The sequence below is a fragment of the Mesorhizobium sp. C089B genome, assembly GCF_030323125.1.
Lineage (GTDB): Bacteria > Pseudomonadota > Alphaproteobacteria > Rhizobiales > Rhizobiaceae > Mesorhizobium.
The window spans coordinates 2,329,164-2,348,878 of sequence record NZ_CP100469.1; the positions used below are offsets into that span (position 1 = coordinate 2,329,164).

20 protein-coding genes and 1 other RNA gene are annotated in these 19,715 nt (G+C 63.4%); 7 read left to right on the forward strand and 14 right to left on the reverse strand.

The annotated features are described in order from the left end of the window. Positions 1 to 4 precede the first annotated feature (4 nt). The 6 genes from NLY44_RS11805 to NLY44_RS11830 form a co-directional block, all read right to left on the reverse strand. Positions 5 to 1,522, reverse strand: coding sequence for a DegQ family serine endoprotease (locus NLY44_RS11805; protein ID WP_023682088.1), 1,518 nt, complete (start codon positions 1,520 to 1,522; stop codon positions 5 to 7). Between the two features lie 238 nt (positions 1,523 to 1,760). Then, a complete protein-coding gene (locus NLY44_RS11810) occupies positions 1,761 to 1,946 on the reverse strand; it encodes a DUF2065 domain-containing protein (RefSeq protein WP_023805528.1) in 186 nt (61 codons plus the stop codon). Between the two features lie 4 nt (positions 1,947 to 1,950). Then, entirely contained in the window at positions 1,951 to 2,949 is a 999-nt protein-coding gene (gene hflC / locus NLY44_RS11815) for a protease modulator HflC (RefSeq protein WP_286457240.1), read from the reverse strand. Beyond that, positions 2,949 to 4,058: an FtsH protease activity modulator HflK gene (gene hflK / locus NLY44_RS11820; RefSeq protein ID WP_023682090.1), complete on the reverse strand. Its 1,110-nt coding sequence runs from the start codon at positions 4,056 to 4,058 to the stop codon at positions 2,949 to 2,951. Before hflK ends, hflC begins: the two co-directional genes overlap by 1 nt. Before the next feature lie 145 nt (positions 4,059 to 4,203). Beyond that, positions 4,204 to 4,722 (reverse strand): dihydrofolate reductase, encoded by a 519-nt coding sequence (locus NLY44_RS11825; protein WP_023744629.1) that lies wholly within the window; start codon positions 4,720 to 4,722, stop codon positions 4,204 to 4,206. Beyond that, positions 4,722 to 5,738 (reverse strand): DUF4424 domain-containing protein, encoded by a 1,017-nt coding sequence (locus NLY44_RS11830; RefSeq protein WP_023682092.1) that lies wholly within the window; start codon positions 5,736 to 5,738, stop codon positions 4,722 to 4,724. The genes NLY44_RS11825 and NLY44_RS11830 overlap by 1 nt, the downstream gene beginning before the upstream one ends. Positions 5,739 to 5,885: 147 nt before the next feature. Between NLY44_RS11830 and cobF the strand changes: the two genes are divergently transcribed. Further along, positions 5,886 to 6,659 (forward strand): precorrin-6A synthase (deacetylating), encoded by a 774-nt coding sequence (gene cobF / locus NLY44_RS11835; RefSeq protein WP_023682093.1) that lies wholly within the window; start codon positions 5,886 to 5,888, stop codon positions 6,657 to 6,659. Positions 6,660 to 6,861: 202 nt separating this feature from the next. On the opposite strand, the gene NLY44_RS11840 is transcribed toward cobF, so the two are convergent. The 4 genes from NLY44_RS11840 to modA form a co-directional block, all read right to left on the reverse strand. Then, the gene (locus NLY44_RS11840) at positions 6,862 to 7,203 is read right to left on the reverse strand and encodes a winged helix-turn-helix domain-containing protein (protein ID WP_023682094.1); all 342 of its coding nucleotides are present in this window, start codon (positions 7,201 to 7,203) and stop codon (positions 6,862 to 6,864) included. Positions 7,204 to 7,272: 69 nt separating this feature from the next. Then, on the reverse strand, positions 7,273 to 8,385 hold the full coding sequence (gene modC, locus NLY44_RS11845) for a molybdenum ABC transporter ATP-binding protein (protein ID WP_023682095.1): 1,113 nt from the start codon (positions 8,383 to 8,385) through the stop codon (positions 7,273 to 7,275). Beyond that, positions 8,382 to 9,086 carry a molybdate ABC transporter permease subunit gene (gene modB / locus NLY44_RS11850; protein ID WP_023682096.1) on the reverse strand — a complete coding sequence of 235 codons (705 nt, stop codon included), beginning with the start codon at positions 9,084 to 9,086 and terminating at the stop codon, positions 8,382 to 8,384. Before modB ends, modC begins: the two co-directional genes overlap by 4 nt. A 15-nt stretch (positions 9,087 to 9,101) precedes the next feature. Continuing rightward, complete coding sequence (gene modA / locus NLY44_RS11855) at positions 9,102 to 9,896, reverse strand: molybdate ABC transporter substrate-binding protein (protein WP_156941013.1); 795 nt, start codon at positions 9,894 to 9,896, stop codon at positions 9,102 to 9,104. Positions 9,897 to 10,055: 159 nt separating this feature from the next. Between modA and NLY44_RS11860 the strand changes: the two genes are divergently transcribed. Next, positions 10,056 to 10,265 carry a hypothetical protein gene (locus NLY44_RS11860; RefSeq protein ID WP_245263047.1) on the forward strand — a complete coding sequence of 70 codons (210 nt, stop codon included), beginning with the start codon at positions 10,056 to 10,058 and terminating at the stop codon, positions 10,263 to 10,265. Positions 10,266 to 10,280: 15 nt separating this feature from the next. Here the strand turns inward: NLY44_RS11860 and NLY44_RS11865 are convergent, their stop codons facing one another. Both NLY44_RS11865 and NLY44_RS11870 read right to left on the reverse strand, forming a co-directional pair. Next, positions 10,281 to 11,075, reverse strand: a complete 795-nt coding sequence (locus NLY44_RS11865; protein ID WP_023682098.1) for a thymidylate synthase — start codon at positions 11,073 to 11,075, stop codon at positions 10,281 to 10,283. A gap of 337 nt (positions 11,076 to 11,412) precedes the next feature. Further along, a complete protein-coding gene (locus NLY44_RS11870; protein WP_023668323.1) occupies positions 11,413 to 11,724 on the reverse strand; it encodes a DUF2853 family protein in 312 nt (103 codons plus the stop codon). A 168-nt stretch (positions 11,725 to 11,892) separates the two neighbouring features. On the opposite strand from NLY44_RS11870, the gene ssrA reads away from it, so the two are divergent. Further along, positions 11,893 to 12,251: a transfer-messenger RNA gene (ssrA, locus tag NLY44_RS11875) on the forward strand. 212 nt (positions 12,252 to 12,463) lie between these two features. On the opposite strand, the gene NLY44_RS11880 is transcribed toward ssrA, so the two are convergent. After that, positions 12,464 to 13,669, reverse strand: a complete 1,206-nt coding sequence (locus NLY44_RS11880) for a multidrug effflux MFS transporter (RefSeq protein ID WP_023682099.1) — start codon at positions 13,667 to 13,669, stop codon at positions 12,464 to 12,466. 188 nt (positions 13,670 to 13,857) lie between these two features. On the opposite strand from NLY44_RS11880, the gene NLY44_RS11885 reads away from it, so the two are divergent. The 4 genes from NLY44_RS11885 to NLY44_RS11900 all read left to right on the forward strand — a co-directional run bounded on the left by NLY44_RS11885 (position 13,858) and on the right by NLY44_RS11900 (position 15,665). After that, the gene (locus NLY44_RS11885) at positions 13,858 to 14,541 is read left to right on the forward strand and encodes a TetR/AcrR family transcriptional regulator (RefSeq protein WP_023668320.1); all 684 of its coding nucleotides are present in this window, start codon (positions 13,858 to 13,860) and stop codon (positions 14,539 to 14,541) included. 130 nt (positions 14,542 to 14,671) lie between these two features. Further along, positions 14,672 to 15,217, forward strand: a complete 546-nt coding sequence (locus tag NLY44_RS11890) for an SspB family protein (RefSeq protein ID WP_023667419.1) — start codon at positions 14,672 to 14,674, stop codon at positions 15,215 to 15,217. Positions 15,218 to 15,235: 18 nt separating this feature from the next. Next, positions 15,236 to 15,430, forward strand: a complete 195-nt coding sequence (locus NLY44_RS11895) for a DUF4169 family protein (protein ID WP_023667420.1) — start codon at positions 15,236 to 15,238, stop codon at positions 15,428 to 15,430. A gap of 13 nt (positions 15,431 to 15,443) precedes the next feature. Next, positions 15,444 to 15,665 carry a ribbon-helix-helix domain-containing protein gene (locus tag NLY44_RS11900; RefSeq protein WP_023712463.1) on the forward strand — a complete coding sequence of 74 codons (222 nt, stop codon included), beginning with the start codon at positions 15,444 to 15,446 and terminating at the stop codon, positions 15,663 to 15,665. A 7-nt stretch (positions 15,666 to 15,672) separates the two neighbouring features. Here NLY44_RS11900 and NLY44_RS11905 read toward each other — a convergent pair whose 3' ends face one another. Beyond that, complete coding sequence (locus NLY44_RS11905) at positions 15,673 to 19,626, reverse strand: AsmA family protein (RefSeq protein WP_023805530.1); 3,954 nt, start codon at positions 19,624 to 19,626, stop codon at positions 15,673 to 15,675. Positions 19,627 to 19,715 lie beyond the last annotated feature (89 nt).

Consider the following 19,715-nt stretch of genomic DNA (forward strand, 5'->3'; position numbering starts at 1 on the left):
GGACTCAATCCATCCGGATCGTCACGAAGCGCAACTCGCCTGTCTTGGACGCCAGCATCAAGAGCGCATTCTTGCGGCCCTGCTCCTTCAGCGCGCCGATCCGGTCCATCACGTCCTTCGGGGTCGCGACCGATTCCTGGGCGATTTCGGTGATCACCTCGCCGGCCTGGATGCCGCGCTCGGCGGCGGCCGAATCCTTGGTGACGTCGGTGATGACGACGCCGGAGACGTCGGCCGCGATGCCGAATTTTTTCCGTGTGTCGTCATTGAGCTCGCCGACGGTCATGCCGAGCACCGAGGCCGTGGAGACCGCGGGCGCCTTGTCGCCGCCCTTGTCCTCATCGGTAGTGCCGTCCTCACCGGCAGCGACCTTCTCGCCGTCCTCAAGCCGGCCGAGCGTCACCTTCACCGTCTGCTCGACGCCCTTGCGCACGATGATCACGTCGACCGCCTTGCCGACCGGGCTTTCCGCCACGACGCGCGGCAGGTCGCGCATTTCATGGATGTCCTTGCCATCGAACTTGATGATGACGTCGCCGGCAAGAATTGTGCCGTTGTCGACCGGTCCGCCCTTGATGACGCCGGCCACCAGCGCGCCCTTGGCGGTCGCCATGCCGAGGCTCTCGGCGATGTCGTCGGTCACCGGCTGGATGCGCACGCCGAGCCAGCCGCGACGGGTCTCGCCGAACTGGCGCAGCTGGTCGACGACGCCCGAGGCAAGCTGCGAGGGGATGGAGAAACCGATGCCGATCGAGCCGCCCGACGGCGAGATGATCGCCGTGTTGATACCGATGACCTCGCCCAGGCTGTTGAACAGCGGCCCGCCGGAATTGCCGCGGTTGATGGCGGCGTCGGTCTGGATGAAGTCGTCGTAGGGGCCGGAATTGATGTCGCGGTTGCGGGCCGAGACGATGCCGACCGTCACCGTGCCGCCAAGGCCGAACGGATTGCCGATCGCCATCACCCAGTCGCCGACGCGCATCTTGTTGGAATCGCCGAACTTCACCGCCGTCAGCTTGTGGCCCTTCGGGTCGACCTTGAGCACCGCCACGTCGGTCTTGGTGTCGGTGCCGACCAGCGTCGCCTTGAGCGTCACGCCGTCGGAGAAATTCACCTCGATATCGTCTGCATCGGCGATGACGTGGTTGTTGGTGACGACAATGCCTTGCTCGGCGTCGACTACGAAGCCGGAGCCCAGCGACTGCACTTTTTGCGCGCCGCCATCCTTGTCGCCGCCACGGTTCTTGAAGAAGTCGTCGAAGAAATCCTGGAACGGCGAACCCTCGGGCAGCTGCGGCATCGGCACCGCGCCCGGACCTTCCGTGCCCTTCACGGTCTGCGAGGTCGAGATGTTGACCACCGCACCGAGCAGGCCTTCGGCGAGGTCGGCAACCGAAGCCGGTCCGTCCGCGGCCACCGTCGGCGTCACGAAAGCGGGAACGGCAAGCGCGCCGACCATAAGTGCCGCAGCACCTGCGATGAACGTCCGCCGCGCCGCGCGCAGAAGGGTGTTGGATGTCATCGAAAGCCTCCCGGAATCTGAAAAGAAAAAGCGCTTCGGCAAAACGCCGCGTCGCGTCATGTTGGCAAGAAATACGGCACGTTTGCGGCTATGGCCACATCAGGAGGATAAATCCTCCGTTACACCTTAGAGCGGTTCGCCGTTTCGCGGAAACGGCGAACCGTTCAATCCCTTTGCTTTTACGCAATTCCGGACGGAAAACCGCTCACACTTTCCTGGAATTGCAGATCAGCGGTCCTCAGCCACGCACCAACCAGACGATGCCGACGCCGATGGCGATCGCCACCAGCCCGACGATGCGCAGCGCAATTTCCGGCGTCGACAGCACTTCGCCGGCAAGACGTCTGGCAAGGCCGGGAAAGCCGCCATAGACCAGACCCTCGACAACGAGGACCAGGCCTATGGCCGCAAGGAAATCCTGCACCGCCCTACTGGGCGGGTGCAGGTTGTGCAGCCGGCGCGGCAGGTGCCGTCGCCGGAGCCGCAGGCGCCGTCGCCGGCGCGGCAGGTGCCGTCGCCGGAGCCGCAGGCGCCGCCGGCTTCGCGTCCGTCCCGTCCGGATTGCGGAAGAAGCGGAAGAACTCCGAGTTCGGCGACAGCACCATCGTCGTCCCGGAGTTGTCCAGCGCCGTGCCATAGGCATTCATCGACCGGTAGAAGTCGAAGAACGCCGGATCGCGTTTGTAGGCGTCGGCAAAGGTCGCACTGCGCTGGGCTTCACCTTCACCACGCAGGATTTCCGATTCCTTGCGCGCCTCGGCGACGATTTCCACCACTTCGCGGTCGGCGCGGGCGGTGATGCGCTGCGCGGCCTCTTTGCCGCGTGCCCTCAGCCGTTCGGCCTCGGCCAAACGTTCGGCCTTCATGCGGTCGAAGGTCTGCTGCGAAACCTCGGCCGTCAGATCGGTTCGGCGGATGCGCACATCCTCGATCTGCAGGCCGAGCGAGGTGGCGTCGGGCCGAAGCTGATCGCGCACTTCGCGCATCATCACGGCCCGCTCTTCCGAAAGCGCCGCCTCGAAGTCGCGCAGACCGTAGACACGGCGCAGCGCCGCATCGAGACGCGTCCTCAGTCGTGCTTCGGCCAGTGTGATCTGACCGGACACGGCTGAGCGGAACACGCGCGGATCCGAGATGCGGTACGCGATGAAAGCGTCGACCTCGTAGAACTTGCCGCCCGAAACCTGGACGCGGATGTTGTCGAGATCGAAGCGCAGCACCCTGTTTTCGATCAACTGCACGCTGTCGGCGTCGAAGAAGGCGAAAGGCGCCTTGAAATAGATGCCGGGTTCATTCTTGACGTCGACGATCTCGCCGAACCGCAGCACGAGCGCCTGCTGGCGCGCGTTGACCACGAAGACCGAGGAGTAGAGCAGGAACAGAAGCACGGCCGCGATGACCGCGATGATGGGAAGACGATTGGCCATCACTGGGCTCCTCCCGTGGTCGCAGGCGGCGGCGCCTTCGGTTGCAGTGCCGGCAGCGGCAGATAGGGAACGACCCCTTGCCCATTGCCCTGTTCGACGATCACCTTGTTGGAATCCTTCAGCACCTTCTCCATCGTTTCCAGATAAAGCCGCCGGCGCGTAACATCGGGCGCCTTGGCGTATTCGTCATAGACCGAGATGAAGCGCTGCGCCTCACCTTCGGCTTCCTGGACGACACGGTTCTTGTAGGCTGCCGCGTCCTCGCGGATCTGCGCCGCGGCGCCACGCGCCTGGCCAAGCTTCTGGTTGGAATACTGGTTGGCCTGCTCGACGAACTTGTCTTCGTCCTGCTCGGCGCGCTGCACTTCGTCGAACGCGTCGGCCACTTCACGCGGCGGCGCCGCGTCCTCGATCGAAACCGCGTTGACATTCAGGCCGGCCTTGTAGCCGTCCAGCGTCGTCTGGATGATTTCACGCACCGACGCGGCGATGCCCTGACGGTCGTCGCGGAAGATGTCCTGGGCCGGTCGCCGGCCGACCGCTTCGCGCATGGCGCTCTCTGCGACCTGCTGCAGCATGCCTTCTGGGTCGGAGACGTCGAACAGATAGGCCCGGGGATCGGAGACCTGGTAGGCCACCGAAAACTGGACGTTGACGATGTTCTGGTCGCCGGTAAGCATCAGCCCCGACGAGTTGCCGCTCGTCGCGCCGCCACCACCGATATCGACGAGTTGTTCGGCGATGTTGGCCGTCTCGACGGTTTCGACGGGCCACCAATGGAAATGCAGACCTGGCTGCGACAGCTCCGCCTTCGGCTTGCCGAAGCGCAGCTCGACCGCAACCTCGTCCGGCTGCACGGTGTAGACCGCCTTGAACGCCCACAGCACGATCAGAGCCGCTGCGATCAGCGCAAAGACGGCCGGGCTGGCGCCGCCGCCACCGGGCAGCGCGCGCCGCAGCCGGTCCTGGCCGCGGCGGATGATGTCTTCGAGATCGGGAGGTGACCCCGGCGGGCCGCTAGGCCCCTTCGGTCCCTGCCCCCAGGGTCCCTGATTGTTGCCGCCGCCGCCCCATGGGCCGCCGCCGCCGCTCTTGTCGTTCCAGGGCATGAATGTCCTTTCGCTTGGGATTCCCTCAGCGCCGACGTTGCGGCGCAAAATCCAGTTGTTCTTCTATAGGGACGCAGCGATGCGCTTTCAACGCGATCCGCTGCCGAGCATGTCCGTTTTGGACGTTCGCGACCCTTTTATCGTCTCAATGCACGCCGCGGCGTCGCTCGTAAACCGAATAGCGCGTCGCATGGCTGTCCTTTTCACCGGCCGGAACGTCCTGAGCGCTGACAAGGCGCCACAAATCCGGATCTATGTCGGGAAAATGCGCGTCGCCATCGACCGTCGCCAGCACATGGGTGACGTGCAGCCGGTCTGCCAGCGGTAGCGCCTGCGCATAGATCTCGCCGCCACCGATGACGCAGATTTCGTCGACGCCGGCCATGCAACGCCCGCGCACCGTGGCCAGCTGGATCGCGGCTTCCAGCGAGTGCGCCACCTCGATGCCCTCGGCGCGCCAGGCCTTGTCGCGGGTCACCACGATGTTCAATCGGCCCGGCAGCGGCCGGCCGATGCCTTCATAAGTCTTGCGGCCCATGATGACGGGCTTGCCCATCGTATCGGCCTTGAAGCGCTTGAGATCGGTGGACAGCCGCCACGGCAAGCCGCCGTCGCGCCCGATGACGCCGTTCTGAGCAATGGCGACATAGATTGCGACGTCCATCAGTTGGCTTCCCCGGCGCCGTCATCCGACGGCTCCAAAAGCAATATGTCGATGTTGTGCTCGGGATAGAAATCCTGCGCCTTCGTCTCGAAGGTCGTCGGCCCAACCTTCTTGACATTGCCGCCGCAAAACGAGATCAGCGCTTTCGGGTTGCCCTTGTCGACGGTCAGCTTGAACTTGCCGATGCTGCCATTGGCCCAGTTGCCGCCGGTGGTCAGGATATAGGCAATGCGGTTCTCGTAAAAATGCGGATAACCGTCGGCCTTGGCGGCCTGCCGCACCGCATTCTCGAAGCTGTCGTCCATGCAGTAGCGGGTCTTGTAGTTCGTGTACTGGCTGCCCTCGGTGAACTTGCCGTCATAGAAGAAACTCACCGATGACGTGCCGCCGACGCTCGGTTTGTAGCGGTGCGAGACGTGGACATCCTTGTTGGCCGGAAATATCGCGCGCCACCAATAGGTCGAGCGCAACTGCCACCACGGCGTATAGACCTTGTTCGCCTCGGTACCGTCGCTGCCCGTATCCTCGATGATGATGCCGCGGTTTTCCCAATCCTCGGCGACCGTTTTCGGCAGCTTCGCCAGGGCCGCCTTGGCCGCATCGCCGAACGGATTGAACGGCACGTTCTGCGCCTTCAGATCGGCGCCGATATCGATGCCGACAGCAAACACTTTCTGCTCGAGCTGCGGCTTTGCCGGCGCTCCGTCGATCGTCACCTCGAAGCCAAGGAAATTGTCGCTCTGGTTTTCCGGGATGGCCGGCATTTCCTCCGGATTGCCTTCGATGTCCGGCAGCGGAAAAGCGACGATGGCATTTACATCCTTGTCGGTGTTGTTGTGGAAGACGTAGTCGACCGTGATCTTTTCCGGCGAGATATAGAGGTCCTCGCTTTGCATCGACACCGCGTCGCTACGCGACAGGATCAGGCCACCTGTGCCGAGTTCGGCGGTCGTATCATTGGCCAGCGCGGGCACAGCTAAAAGCGCCAGCGCTACGGACAGAACATATTGCAACATCGAAGCCCCTCGCCAAGAATGCCGCGACCCTAGCCGTTTCAATGTGGCGTTTCAAAGCCTTCCGTCTCCCAGCAGGACGCCACAGTGTCTGGACACGCCAATCGGCGGTCTGGACTAACAGGTTTCGATCGGGCAGGAGTTCGCGTCATGCGCAAGCTTCTCGTCATCGGCATCGGCGCCGGCAATCCCGACCATATGACCGTGCAGGCCATATCAGGCCTAAACCGGGCGGACGTCCTGTTTATCCCCGACAAGGGGGCGAAGAAGAACGACCTTGCCGAATTGCGCCGCCATATCTGCGACCGTTTCGTCAGCAATCCGAAATCGCGCCGCGTCGAGTTCGACGTGCCGGTGCGCGCCGAGCCGGCGCCTTCCTATCGCTCGACCGTCGATGACTGGCACGAGGCCATCGCCCAGATTTATGAGAGCCTGGTCCGCGACGACCTTGCCGAGGACGGCTGCGGCGCCTTCCTGATCTGGGGCGACCCCTCGCTCTATGACAGCGCGCTGCGCATCCTCGCGCGCGTACGACTGAGGGGCAATGTCGCATTCGAACTGGAGGTCATTCCCGGCATCACCGCCGTCCAGGCGCTAGCCGCCGGCCACAAGATGGCGCTGAACCGCATCGGCGACCCCGTGCTGATCACCACCGGCCGCCGCCTCGCCGAACAAGGCATGCCGCACAATGCCGGCAGCGCCGTGGTCATGCTCGACGGCAAATGCGCCTTCAACACGCTGGCAGACAAGGATCTGATCATCCATTGGGGCGCCTATCTCGGCACACCGGACGAGATCATCGTTTCCGGTCGCCTGGGTGATGTCGGCGAGGAGATTGAGAGGACGAGAGAAGAAGCCCGGAAAAGAAAGGGCTGGATCATGGACACCTATCTGCTGCGTAAAGCAGGAGAGCCCGAGGAATAGCGCGCTCAAAGGTCGAGTTCCTTCGCGCCCCCCTCTGTCCTGCCGGACATCTCCCCCTCTAGTGGGGAGATTGGCCGTCACGGAGGATTTCGCCAATCGCCTAACAGATTAGCGCCCGTCTACGGGCTAGCTGATCTCCCCCCTTGCGGGGGAGATGTCCGGCAGGACAGAGGGGGGTGTGACGGATCGCAAGCTTCAACCCTCACCCAGCATCAATCTCCGCCTGCAAGGCGTCCATATGCGTGGCCGCCGCTGCCGCCGCAGCGCGCTCGATAGCGCGAAAACGGCTGACAACTGCAAGGCCAACTGAGGTCAGCTGTGCGCCGCCGCCCTTTTTGCCGCCGGTCTGCGCCGCGACCAGTGGCTTGCCGAACACACGGTTCATATCTTCCACCAGATCCCAGGCGTGCTTGTAGGACATCTCCATGCCGCGTGCCGCAGCCGAGATCGAGCCGAAAGTGTCGATCTGCTCCAGCAATTCGATCTTGCCCGGACCTATGCGCCCGTCCGGATCGAGATTTATCCGCAGGCTCAGCGACGGCATCTCTTGTCCTCCACAGTCACACTAGCCCCTCTCGACCCATAGCGCTATTCCAAAACGATATAGCGGCTATCAGCCATCCGCTTCGGCCGGCAGGCCGGCGCCGGTGTTGGCACGGTCGAAACTGACCGTCTTGATCACCGCGAACACCTTGCCGCCGAGTTGAAGGTTCAGTACCTGCCTGGATTGTTCGGTAATGCGCGCAAGCACGGTTGCGCCATTGCAGTCGATGCCGATTTCGACCGTCGGCCCCTCGCCCGAGCCGATTGCGACGATGGCGCCCGGCAGGATGTTGAGCGCACTGAGACCTTTCGGCTGTTCGGTGGCTATCATCACGTCGCGGGCGCGGATTCGGATGCGCACAGGCGCGCCGACCGAGACCGCCAATTGCGGCACCCGGATTTCGCCCGCCGCCGAGCCGAGCACGGTCATCCCGAAGATCTCATCATGGCGCAGCACCTTGGTGTCGAGAACCGCGCCGCCCTCGCCGCGTTCCTCCGCCGGCAGCAATTCGAGCCGTTGCATGATCTCGCCGGTCGGGCCTGAGGCAGCGACCTTGCCTTGCGCCATCACCACCACGTCGCTGGCCAGCCGCGCCACCTCGGCGACGGAGTGGCTGACATATACGATGGGCAGCTTGGTCTCGTCGCGCAGCCGCTCGATATAGGGCAGGATCTCGGCTTTGCGCGCATCGTCGAGCGAGGCCAGCGGCTCGTCCATCAACAGCAGTTTCGGGCTGGCAAGCAGCGCCCGGCCGATCGCCACGCGCTGCTTCTCGCCGCCCGAGAGCTTTGCCGGTCGCCGGTCGAGCAGAGGACCGATGCCGAGCAGTTCGACGACCGCGTCGATATCCGCATAGCGCTCCGCCGGTGGCGTGAACCAGCGGCCATAGCGCAGATTGCCGGCCACGCTCATATGCGGAAACAGCCGCGCGTCCTGGAACACCATGCCGATCCGGCGCTTGTGCTTCGGCACGAAAATGCCGGCATCGGTGTCGACCAGCACACAGCCGTCGACCGCGATACGGCCCTTGGTCGGCCGGATCAGGCCGGCGATCACGTTGATCAGCGTCGTCTTGCCGGAGCCCGAGGGCCCGAACAGCGCCGTCAGCCGCCCGGCGCTTTCGAAACGCGCGTCGACGGCGAAACCGCCGAGCCGATGGCTGATGTCCACCAGCACGCTCATTCGATGTCCATCCGCCGGCCGACGCGCCGCGCCAGCACTTCCGAGGCGACCAATGCGGCCATCGAGATGACGATGGAGATCAGCGTCAGCCTGAGTGCCCCGTCATCGCCGCCAGGCACCTGCGTGAAGGTGTAGATCGCCGAAGGCAGCGTCTGCGTCTCGTTGGGAATGTTGGAGACGAAGGTGATTGTGGCGCCGAACTCGCCCATCGCCTTGGCGAAGGACAGGATCGAGCCGGCGATCAGCCCGGGCAGGATCAGCGGCAGCGTGATGGTGGCGAAGACCCAGAGCGGGTTGGCGCCGAGCGTTCCCGCCGCTGCCTCCATTTTGCGGTCGACCGCCTCGATCGACAGCCGGATCGCCCGCACCATCAGGGGAAAGCCCATGATACCGCAGGCCAGTGCGGCGCCGGTCCAGCGAAACGAGAAGACGATGCCGAAATGCTCGGCCAGGAACGCTCCCGCCGGCCCGCGCCGGCCGAAGGTAAGCAGCAAGAGATAACCTGTCACCACCGGCGGCAGGATCAACGGCAGGTGAACCACACCGTTGAGCAGCGTCTTGCCCCAGAATTTTCCGCGGGCCAGCAAAAGCGCCATCAAGATGCCCGGCGGCAGGCTGAACAGCATCGCCACCGTCGCCACCTTGATCGACAGCCGGACCGCATTCCATTCGTCGGGAGTGAGGTCCAGCAGCCAGTTCATGCGTCAGCCGCTACCTTAATTGCTCGGCGTGAGCACGGTGAAACCCTGATCCCTAAACAGCTCCACCGCCTTGGCGGACTGCAGGCACTTCAGGAAAGCCGGGGTATCCTTGTCCTTCGAATCGGTGGTCTGGGCAACCGGATAGATGATCGGCGGGTGCGAATCCTCCGGGAAGGTGCCGACCACCTTGACTCCCATGTCGGCATGCGCGTCGGTGGCATAGACGATGCCGAGCGCGGCCTCGCCCGTTGAAACCAGCTTCAGCGCGGCGCGCACATTCTCGGCCTGCGCCACCTTGCCTTCGACCGACGACCAGACGCCGAGCGATTCAAGTGCCGCCTTGCCGTATTTGCCGGCCGGCACCGCCTTGAAATCGCCCATGGCGAGCTTGCCGTCGCCGATCAGCTTGGCGAGATCGAAGCCTTTCTCGATCCTGGTTTCGACAGTCGAATCCTTCGGCGCCACCAGCACGATCTGGTTGCCGAGCAATTTCACCTCGGTGTCCGGCTTGGTCAATTTCTTGTCGGAGAGATATTTCATCCAGTCAAGATCAGCCGAGATGAACACATCGGCGGGCGCCCCGAGTTCGATCTGCTTGGCCAGCGCCGAGCTCGCGGCGTAGGAGACGGTCGCCAATTCACCGACATCGGCTTCGCAGGCCTTGGTGACGGCGTCGAGCCCGTCCTTGAGGCTGGCTGCCGCGAACACGATCACCTTGTCTTTTGCATGCGCGGCCGGCATCGCGGCCATCACCGCTGCGGCAAAGCCGCCAATCGCGATCGCCCTCAATCCAAAACCTTTGTGCCCCAACATGAAAACTCTCCCTGGGCTTGAAATCTGCTGGCTCGACTCCTGCCGACCGATATATCTGGATGAATATAACAAGGGAAGGCCGCCTCCCTGCGAAAGCGTATGGTCGGCATCGATTGTTCTGGTTTGGACGTGCACCGAACCCGGAAAAGAACTTCGATGAAGATCAGCGCCCGCAACATCCTCAAGGGAATGATCGTCGAGATCGTCAAAGCACCTCGCCTGTCCGCGGTGATGTCGCCGGCTCCGTCGTCACGCTTCGATCACCAACGAGGCCGTTGCCGATCTCAAGCTCGAAAAAGGCAAGCAGCCTATGCCATGATCAGGCAACCGACGTCATGGTCGACATCGATTGAGGGTCGGAATTGATTGAAGGTGGGCGGATCAGACCGCGATTGGCGCCTTGATCGACGCGTCGGCAAAATAGTTTTCCAGCCGGAAATCCTCGAAGCGGAAGGCGAACAGGTCCTTCACTTCCGGATTGATCCACAGCGTCGGCAGCGCCTTGGGCGTGCGACGCAATTGCTCGCGCGCCTGCTCGAAATGGTTGGAATAGAGATGCGCATCGCCCAGCGTATGGACGAACTCGCCGGGCTTTAGCCCGGTCACCTGCGCCACCATCAAGGTCAGCAGCGCGTAGGAAGCGATGTTGAAGGGTACCCCGAGAAAAATGTCGGCCGAGCGCTGGTAGAGCTGGCAGGACAGCTTGCCTTCCGAGACGTAGAACTGGAACAGGCAGTGGCACGGTGGCAGCGCCATCGCCTCCACTTCGGCCGGGTTCCACGCCGAAACGATCAGCCGGCGTGAATTCGGATTCCGGCGTATCTCCTTCAGAACATTGGCAATCTGGTCGATCGACCCGCCATGGCCATCCGGCCAGGAGCGCCACTGCTTGCCATAGACCGGGCCGAGATCGCCATTCTCGTCGGCCCATTCGTCCCAGATCGAAACGCCATGATCTCTAAGGTATTTGATGTTGGTGTCGCCGGCCAGGAACCACAGGAGTTCATGGATGATCGACTTCAGATGCAGCTTCTTGGTGGTGGTGACGGGAAAGCCGCGCGACAGGTCGAAGCGCATCTGGTAGCCGAACACCCCACGCGTGCCGGTGCCCGTGCGGTCGCCACGATCGGCGCCATTGTCCAGCACATGCTGCAAAAGGTCGAGATACTGGCGCATCGGCTTCGCCTCGATTCGGGATCGTCAGCATCATAGCCGACTGGCCGCCGGCCGAACACAGCAAAAGGGACCAGAACGCGGCTTGCCCCATCTCTCAAGAGGTGGCGCTGCCCCTCACCTGCCTGCCGCCAACCTCTCCCCGTATAGGACGGGGAGAGGGGCGCTGTCATCAGCGGTTTCGCCAATCACAAGCGTTCGAGAGAGAGAGCCAAGGCTGCGGTCAGCCCTTTCTCCCCGTCACTATACGGGGAGAAATGCCCGGCAGGGGCAATGAGGGGCGGTGCTGACCTCCAGGTGAGGAGCAAATCAAGCGCGCTCTGCCTATCGGCAATAATCTCTACAAAGAGCCGAGCTTGCCCAGATCCTTGGCGACCAGATAGTAGAAAGTCACGCGGCTCTTGGAGCTGTCGGCGGCCAACGCCTTGCAGGTCTTCTCGATCGCTGAGTCGGCTTTCGCCCCGTCGGTCACGCCGAGTTTCTTGGCAACCCAGTTGGTCTTGACGCGCTCCAATTCCTTGGGGTCGGTGCAGGATACCAGCGAGGAATCGCGGTTGCGCAACGCAATGCCCAGATGTTTCACAATCTTGGCAACCACATCGGCATTTGCGGCGGCGTCGTATTTCTTCACGTCTGCGAGATAATCGGCCATCAAATTTCCCCATGTCGGCGCCACGGGATCCGATCGATGAGGGCTGTGGCGCGCTGCCGCAACTTGTGCGCTCGGTCGGTACTCCTCACCGTCGCAAAGCTTCGGTTGAGACCGCGCGCGAGTCAACCCTCGGCGCCGCAGTTTGGTGCGGCCAAGAAGTGTCATTGCGGCCTTTCATTTTGTGCGCCGCCCCCCTATATTCGTTTTGTCGGCTTGACCGACTATGGCGATAAATGGGCGATGTAATAAGCCGTTCGGACCCGGGGGCGGTACCCGGCGCCTCCACCAAGAACCGCTCTGTGATCAGAGCGGCTGTTGCTGGGGGCGAAATAGGATCGACGAAGGTGTAAAGATCGTACTTTTGCCCGGCATGGTACCACCGTCATCGGGCTAAACCTGTAGTTGCAAATGACAACTATGCGGAAGCACGTCTCGCCGCGTAAGCGGTGCGATAGCTTCAAATCAAGCCCTAGAGGTTCGCACTTCTAGGCGGGGTTCGGAGGTACCTGGCAACAGAAACCTCCACTTCTCCCCTCCTCGATATCGTAGGCGCAATGCCGGCCGCCGCTGGCCGGATTTCGCATGACGATGGGACGCGAAGCCTACACCAAATTGAGCCATGAGCTGGTGCAATTTGCCGCTGGCGTCGGTCGAAGGCCGTGGTTCTGGCCGGGGCCGGATTACCCCAGACGTGAAAAAGGCCGGGATGACCCGGCCTTTCCGGTCGATTGCGGTCAGCTTACTCGGCCGGCGCTTCAACGGCTTCGCGCGAGCGGCCAAGCGTCAGTTTGGCCAGCGTGAACGAGATCACCGCGCAGAGCGTGATGCCGGCCACCATGGGCAGCGGGGTGCCGTCGAAGAAGATGCCGGCGACGCCCATCGCCAGCGCACCGATGGCGAAGTGCAGCGTGCCCATCAGCGCCGAGGCCGTGCCGGCGATCTCGCCATGCTCTTCCATGGCCAGCACCGACGTCGTCGGGATGACCAGGCCAAGGAAGCCGTAGCCGACGAACAGCAGTGCCGCCATAACATCGAGCCGGTCGACCCCGGTCGCCATGACTGCGAACAGCACAACCATCGTCGTGGCATAGCCGGTTACCGCCACCCAGACGACGCGCTTCAGCCCGAAGCGCTCCGACAGCATCCCCGTCAGTTGCGACATGCCGATGAAGGCCACCGCATTGATCGAGAAGAACACGCTGTAGACGGAAGGCGACAGCCCGTAATGGTCGATCAGGATGAAGGACGAACTCGAGAGGTAGACGAAGAAGCTGGCGATGCCGAAGCCGGCGATCGCCACCAGGCCGAGGAAATTGCGGTCACCCATGAGGAAGCGATAGCCGGCGAGTGCGGTTCCGAAGGAGGAACCGACGCGTTCTTCCGCCGGCCGCGTCTCCTTCAGCGAGGTCGCCAGCAGAATGGTGGCCAGCAGGGCCGCGCCCGTCACCGTCCAGAACACGGCGCGCCAGCCGAAATTCTCGATGATCTGGCTGCCGGTCAGCGGCGCCAGGATCGGCGACACCGAAAACACCAGCATCAGCAGCGACATCAGCTTGGCGGCTTCGGTGCCGGTGTGCAGGTCGCGCACGATGGCGCGCGGCACCGCCATGCCGGCGCTGGCGCCCAGTCCCTGCAGGAAGCGGAAGGCGATCAGCCATTCGATGGTCGGGCTCATGGCCGAACCGATACCGCCGACCATGAACAGCGCAAGGCCGCCGTAAAGCGGCAGCTTGCGGCCGACCATGTCGGAGATCGGTCCGACGACGATCTGGCCGAAGCCCATCGACAGGAAGAAGATCAAAAGGCTCATCTGAACGGCGGCGGTGCCGGCATGCAGATCTTCGCCGATCGAAGGCAACGCCGGCAGATACATGTCGATGGCGAAGGGGCCGATAGCGGACAACAGGCCGAGCACGACCGCGATGCGGAGGAATTTGGGACTCATGATAAAGGCTTCTTTCAAGTCTGGTTGGCGCCGCCAACGCGACGACTAACCCTAGGACGTTCCATCCCGTTGAAATCCGACGGCTCAGAGCGAGATTATTCGTCTCTACGGAGCGAATTCCCCATTTATTGTGTCCACAAATTTAGACAGCCTTGTCTAATTCGTCAATCACCTCTATATAGATTTCTATGAAGCTTGCCGTTTCTCCTGACATTTTCCCCCCACGCGGCCACGAGGCCAAGCGTATGTCGATTATCGATGCGGCGGCTTCGGTCTTTTGCCGGGAAGGCTTTGCCGGCGCGAATATCGACCTGATCGCGGTGGAGGCCGGCGTGTCGCGCCAGACCATCTATAATCACCACCGCGACAAGGAAAAGCTCTTCATGGCTGTGGTGCGCGATCTGACGGAGCGCTGCAATGCCGGCATCTTCGCCACCTTCGCCTCTTTCCCAGACCAGCCGAAGGATCTGGAAGCCGACCTGATTGGCTTTGCCGTGCGCATGAATCAGAACTGCATCTGCAACCGCGACGGACGCTTCCTGCGCAAGCTGATCCAGACCGAAGGCGAGCGCTATCCCGAGCTCTTCGCCGAATGGCGCGACCAGGGGCCGGGCCGGACCTGGCCCGCACTTGCCGCCCGTTTTGCCCGCCTCGCCCATGCCGGCCATCTCGCGGTCGACGATCCCGATGTCGCCGCGCGCCAGTTCCTGGCGCTGGCCAACGCCGAACTGCAGACCACCTTCATGCTCGGCGGCATGCCGTCCGAAGACGAAGTGCTGCAATCGGCGACCCACGGCGTGCGCACCTTCCTGCGCGCCTTCGGCAAGCGCAGATCAGCGGCAGCGGTGGAAAAACAGCTGGCCAGCGCCTGAACGTCAAAGCCGGCGATCAAATCGTCCGTTACGGGGTTCGCTTCGGCGCATCAGCGATCTATATCCGGTTTACGCCGCGCTCAAGCTTGATTACAGCTATGCGGACGATTCAACGGAACCCGACCAGCACATGGCCGACGACCACATCCGCTACGACATCCTGGCCCAGGAGGCATTGCGCGGCGTCATGCGCAAGGTCCTGGCCGAAGTCGCGCGCACCGGCCTTCCCGGCAATCATCATTTCTTCATCACATTCCTGACCGGCGCGCCGGGCGTGCGGGTGTCCTCCAGGCTGCGCGAGCGCTATCCCGAACAGATGACCATCGTCATCCAGTTCCAGTATTGGGACCTCAAGGTGACCGATACCGGCTTCGAGGTCGGGCTGTCCTTCTCCGACGTGCCGGAGAAGCTGGAAATCCCGTTCTCGGCCGTACGCGGCTTCTACGACCCATCGGTCAATTTCGAACTCGAATTCGACGTCAAGACCGACGTCCCGGCGGAAGACGATGCAGCCGCCCAGCCGGCTGCCGAGCCTTTGGCTATCGTCTCCGAGAAAAAGCCGAAGGCCGAGAAGAAGGCAGCTGCCACTGAGGCGGAGAAAAAGCCCGCCGTGGCCGATGCCGCCGCCGGCAAGGGCGCCGACGTCGTGTCGCTCGACGCCTTCCGCAAGAAGTAGCGGGACGGTCGGCGCGACATGGGCGAAATCGTCAACCTTCGCCAGGTCCGCAAGCAGAAGGCGCGCACCGAAAAGGAAAAGCTCGCCGGCGAGAACCGCGCTCTGCACGGCCGTTCCAAAGCCGAAAGAACTCGTGACCGTCTGACATCGGACAAGGCCGAAAAATTCGTCGCCGGCCACCGCCGCGAACGCCCGGAAGACCAGGGCGATTGATGGACCGCCTGCGGTGAGCCCGGTCGAAAAACGCTCCGTGACCATCCGCGGCCATCGCACCAGCTATTCCCTCGAAAAACCCTTTTATGACGATCTCGTCGCCATCGCCGCCGCGCGCAAGCTGACCCTTGCTGCCCTGGTCGCGGAGATCGACGAGACAAGACCGCGCGATGCCAATCTGTCCTCGGCGCTCAGGCTCCACGTGCTGGACTGGGCCAAGCGCGACGCCGTCTGAATGGTTCTTAATTGCCCAGCGACTTCAGCAAATTGTCGACCGAGAACGGATTTGTCCTGGGCTTCGGCGGCGCCGGGGCCGAACCGTCACTGACGCCGGGAAGTGAGCGGTCGACCTTCGGCGCCTGCTCCTGAGCCTTGCGCTCGGCCTCCAGCCTGGCTTTTTCCTGCGAAGCGATCCGAGCCTGTTCGGCCTTCTTCCGTTCGTCCTCGGCCTTGGCGGCGTCTTCGGCAGCCTGCTCTTCGGCCTGCGCTTTCGCGTCCGCATCCGCCTTGGCCTTGGCGTCAGCCTCTGCCTGCGCTTTCGCATCGGCATCGGCCTTTGCTTTGGCATCCGCCTTGGCCTTGGCATCCGCTTCGGCCTGTGCCTTCGCATCTGCCTGCACTTTCGCCTTGGCGTCGGCCTCGGCTTTGAGCCGTGCCGCTTCCTCCTGCTTGCGCAATTCCTCGGCGGCGTTGTCGCGCTCGGTCTGCAGGGCGGCGTAATAGCGCACCTCGCGCCGCAGCCGCTGCTTCTCGAGCAGTGCGGCCTGCATCGCCTCGACCCGCTGCTGCTCCTTTTCCAGCGCGCGCTGGGTCAAAAATTGCGCCAGCGGCTCGCTGTCGAACTGCTTTTTCAGCGCCCCGAACGGCCCATCGACGCTGAAATTGACCGTCGGATCGGAGCCGACCAGCGCCTCGTCGCCAGGCTTGTAGGTGACCGCGCCCTTGGTGGCGACGGTGCCGGTGTTGAGGTCGGCCGTGATGTCGGCAGACAGCGTCGCCGCCTGGTTTTCGAATTTGATCGGTGGTGCCCGCAACGTGCCGCCGGCGACCGTGAAGGCGATGTCGGCATCGCCGGCAGCAAAGCTGCCGTCGCCAGCGATCTCAGGTGCAAAGCCCGCGGTCTTTGCTGTGTCGATGTCGCGCCCGATCGCATCGGCCTTGGCAATCAACGCGCCGAAGGCATCGGGATTGACGCCGGCAATGGTGAGGCCTTTCAGCGCCGCCGTGCCCGAGCCGGAGAGTGCGGCAATCATCGCGTCGACCGATTTGCCGCTGGTCGACAGCCCTGTCGAGAAATCGCCGTTGCCACTCAATCCGGCAGCCGGCAGCACAGTCGCCAGGTCGGCGCCGGCAAGCCTCATCTGGCCGGAGAACAGCCCCGTGCCGTCTGTGTTCTTCAACTCGAACAATCCGGTGAGCGCGCCGCCGAGCAGTTTTGCCTTCAGGTCCGAAACGCGGATGCCTTCCTGGTCCAGTTTCAATGACAGCGACGCATCATAGGCTGTCGCCAGCGGTCCGGCGGCAAGCGTCGCCGTCGTCAGATCGAGATCGGCGCTGAACGGCAGGCTGGATTTCTGGCTGAATGGCGCCGTCGGCCAGTTCGCGTTGCTGCTGAGGAACGACTGGTCACCGAACAGCGCAACCGCAATCGGGTCGAGGTCCAGTTCGTCGAGCGCCAGCGCACCGGCAAAATGCGGCAGCCCCTGCTTCGCATCGATGTTGACGTCGCCCGAAATCTCCGACTCGTTGATGGATCCGCTGAGACCGCTCAACACCAGCAGGCCACTGCCGAAATCGGCATCCGCGCTGAGCGAGGTCGAGGTGCCCGTTCCCATGCCCGGCAGGCCGGCGCCAGTCGTCATCAGCCAAGGCTCGATGTCGGAGGCGTCGAGGCCGATCTTGCCCTTGGCGGTGGTGCCTTGCGGTGTCTGAGCAACGGTGCCGTCGAACGTTGCCTTGAAGTCGTCGGCGGCGAAATTGAAGCTCGTCGCCAGGCCGCCGCCGAGCGTGCCTTTCGCCGAAATATCGGTGCTTGCCTGGCCGAGCATGCCGAGCGGCAGCGCCGGCAGGCCGTAGAGCGCCAGCAGCGCCGTGGCGTCGGGATTTTTGGCGTTGAAGGTCAGCGTCACCGGCGCGTCAAGCAACTGGCCTACGGCCCCCTTGCCCGACAGCGACGCCGAAAAGGCCGAACCGCCGGCCTTGCCTTGTCCGCTCACCGCCAGCCCGGTGGTGCCGTCGCCATTGTCGGCGGCGCTCGCCACCAGATCGACGCGCGCGTCCTGGAACAGTTCAGGATAGGCGGCCGTGCGGCCAGCCAGTCCCTTCAGCATCAGATTGTCGGGATAGTGTTGCGCGGCAATGTCGATCAGCGGCTTCAGATCGACGGCGACCACCGAGGCATCGAGCTTGCCGGTCGGGCTTGCGGGAAAATCCTTGATCCGGCCGGTGGCGCTGATCGAGGCGCCGGCAAGGCCGCCAATCGACAGCCGGTCGATTTCGAGCAGCCCGTCGCGGAGCCGGAGCGCGGTATCGACCGTGTCGGCGGTGAGCCCGCCAGCATTGACCGGCCCTGCCTTGATCTGAAAATCGAGGTCACGGTCGGAAAAGCGGTTGGCGCCCTTGTCGCTGACGAAGATCGAGGCGAAGGCCGTCAGCCCGTCGACATCGAGTTCGCCGCCCTCGAGCCGCATCAGCACCGAGGACTTGGCGTCGTCGGGCTGGCTGGAATCGATGCGGCCGGTGAACTTCGACTTGCCGAGGATCAGTTCGAGGTCGCTGAACGCCTGCCGCTTCTCCGACAGCTCGACCTTGGCCTTGAAGCCGGCGGCCGGCAGCCGGCGGATCGCCTCGTCGACATCTTTGGACAACCAGGCAGCAAAGCCGGAAGGCTGCGCCACCGCCAGCAGCATGGAGCCGCTGAAACCGAAATGATCCGTTACGCTGAGCATGCCGCTGGCTTCCAGCGTCGTGCGCCCGGGCAAGGTCGCGGCCAGCGATTTCACCGACCAGCCGCCCTCGACCGGCTCGGCCGAGAGATGCACGTCGCGCACCGTGGTGTCGCCAGCCACCACCGCCGGCAGCTTGACCTCGACAGTGCCGGGGATGCTCGGCTTCGGCAGTTCGAGCAGCGCCTGCTCGATCCCGGCAATGCGCTGGTCCAGCGTCAGGCCGGCGCCCTTTTCAGCACCCACCGCCTCGTCCAGTTGCACCTGCGCGCCATTGGCCTCGATTGCGAAGTTCGGCTTCAGGCCGAGATCGACCGAAGCCTTGCCGTCGGCTGTGTAGGGATTGTCGAGCGGCCCGGTCTCGAAGCGGAATTCGTCGACGCCGAGCTTCTGGTGATCAAGCGAGAACTTGCCGTTCAGCCGGAAGCCCGGATCGGGCTTGCCGGCGCTGACCTTGCCCGTATTGATCTCGACAACCTCACCATCGCTGCCGCGCAGCGTAGCCGAATTCTTGTCGTTGCCGGAAATCTTGAACTGGCCGGAATAGACGGCAGCCCCATTGACGATGCCGGCATTGCCGTCGGTTTCGATGACCAGTGGATAGGCATCGGGATCGACCTTGAGCCTCAGCCGCATCTGGCCGCTGCCTTCGGCCTTGCCGGTCGAAGCCGCAACAGTCGAACGCAGTCCGTCGAGCAGCAACGTTCCGTCCATGCGCCACGGCCCGGCCAGCGACTTGGCAGAGATGGTCGAATTGATCTCGGAAATCAGATGGCTGCGCCCGCCTGCGGCATGGCGGAGCGCAATTTCTCCCTCCGTCACCGTCAGCTTCTCGATCGAGATCTGGTTGAGATCGAAGGGCGAGGACGGCCGTATCGCCCAGTCGACCGTGCCGTTATCGGCGATGTCGATCGTCGCCTTCGGATGCACCAGCCGCATGTCGAAAATCAGCACTTCGCCGCGCAGGAACGGCGCCAGTTCCGCGTCCATCGAAAAGGTCTCGACGGTCATTGCCGGCTGGCCGCCGGGGCCGCCGGCGACCGTGACGTTTGAGAAGGTCACCGAGGGGAACGGCAACAGCCGCGCCGTGGCGTCGCCTTGCACCGTCACCTTGCGGCCGAGAATGGCGCTCGCCTCGCGCTCGAATTGGGCGCGGTACCCGGTCCAGTCGACAAAATACGGCACCACCAGCGCCGCAACCAGCACCAGCACAAACAAGCCACCGAAGATCACGAACAGGCGTGCGAGCATCAGCTCCGAACGGGTTGATTGAAAGTCAGCCGCACTCTACCCGCATCAGCGTGTCGATAAAGAGGCAATTCATCCAGAGTTGCTTGATC